This is a genomic window from Ruegeria sp. YKSD179, assembly GCF_059612885.1.
Genome location: NZ_JBXWRL010000123.1, coordinates 1 through 1748, shown reverse-complemented (window position 1 = coordinate 1748; position 1748 = coordinate 1). Strand labels below are relative to the sequence as shown.

Here is a 1748-nt window from a genome sequence, read left to right as displayed (position 1 = left end):
CCCTTCGACCACCGCGTATATGTGAGTGGCTCACCTGTGCTCCAAACCCAACCGCCAGACGGCTCGTTGCTGCCAGGCAGTTGATAAAGCCCGAAAGCTGGGCCGTGAATATTTCCTACGCTGTCCGTACTAAAGAAACGTTTGTCGTTTTTTACAAGGTTATAGATGAACTGATTTTCTCTGGCGTCGCCGATTGTTGCCAAGTGTCCGCCCATCTTTTCGGCAAGGCCGTTGGCTTGAGAAAAGTTCATTCTCCGATGCGCAACAAGATAAAGATGCCCTTCGAAATATCCAAAAACGACTTCGCTGCGACCAAGGATTTTGAGTGCCCTCTGTAACCTTTCCTCCATGGCCTCCGGCATCTCTTCCTGCTTATAAGCACGCGCGGTGTCGCTCTGAAGCGCCTTGATCGCGGGTACGTCCGGCAGCAAGCGCAAGAATGCAATATCGACTCGGGTTCCCGGATAAAGACCGTTGGCAACCCGAACCGTAGAGATCGCATTGCGGGTTCTGGGACCGAAGGCGCCGTCCACGCTGCCGACGTTCTGCCCCATCATGTTCAATGCTTCTTGCACCAGTTTTCGTTGTTCCAGCGTCAGATCAGCTTCGAGCTTGCCGTCCGGAAAGCTCGCTTTCAGCCAAGGCTCTCTGTTTCGCTTTCTTCGTTTCGCTTCGGCTTCGGATTGCAGCACTTCCAGCTTGTCCTTCGCAAAAGCAACAAGGTAGTGCTCTGAGTGCGCCTCGTATTTTTCCAGGAATTTTTCCCAGGAATAAACTGTTCCGCGGCTTTCAGCCTGGGTATAATCCGAGGCAAGTTCGTTATTAATCTGCGCTGCTGCCATGGCGATTTCAGCCTCCGACATCTGCTTTTTCGGGTCGGGTGGCAGAGGTTCCTTCAGGAAGAGATCAGATCCCGGTAGCGATCCGTATGTGAAAGGCTCTTGATACCCTTCGGTCGCCTGGAACACACTGTCTCGCACTTTGCGGAACATCTTGCCCACTTCAAGCCCGGGTTCTTCGAGATGCGTTAGCAAGGCGGAGGCGTAAGGGCTGTTACGACCGTCACCATCGAGGGCCAGCGTCCCGCCCCGTGCCGAGTATCCGACAAGAACACCGCCCGGATCAATTCGGGCCAATCCTTGTCCAATGCTGCGCGTAGCACTTGTTCTGATCATGTCAGTCACAAACGGGTTGTTACGGCACGCGTCAACAAGCACGATTTTCAATCCGGGAGATTGGGCGATTGAGTTCACTACAGTATCCAGGCGTATGGCCTCAAAGTCGACATCTATGTCGCTGCGCAGTTCAGCGTTTATCGGGATGAGATAGTTATTGTTTTCGATTTCGATGCCGTGCCCGGCATAATAGATCATGACCTTGTCAGCGGTGCGGGAGGCATCGGCAAAATCACGAAGGGCAAGGCGCATTTCACGGTAATCCAGATTGGTTCCAATTGTGACCTCGAAATCCAGCCTCTTTAGCGCTGCAGCGATGTCCTGGGCATCGTTTTCAGGGTTTGGCAGATTGGCAACGTGATCGTAATCCGAGTTTCCGATAACAAGGGCTACTCGAGTTTCCTCGGCGACAACATCCGAGGCGATGAATACGCAAAAACTCGCAGCCAGCCATGTCGAGACGTATCTAAACAAAACAAATTCCGATCAACAATTAAACTCCACAATATCACAAACTCAGATCTTCAACAAAAACTCGACCAACAATGCACTTCAGATGAGCTTTCTGCGGAA

At 52.1% G+C, this 1748-nt stretch carries 1 protein-coding gene; it reads right to left on the bottom strand.

All coding sequences use genetic code 11. From position 1 onward, the window contains the following. A partial coding sequence (locus AC2FNE_RS24615; RefSeq protein WP_496806567.1) for a caspase family protein occupies positions 1-1649 on the bottom strand: 1649 nt, incomplete at its 3' end. Positions 1650-1748 lie beyond the last annotated feature (99 nt).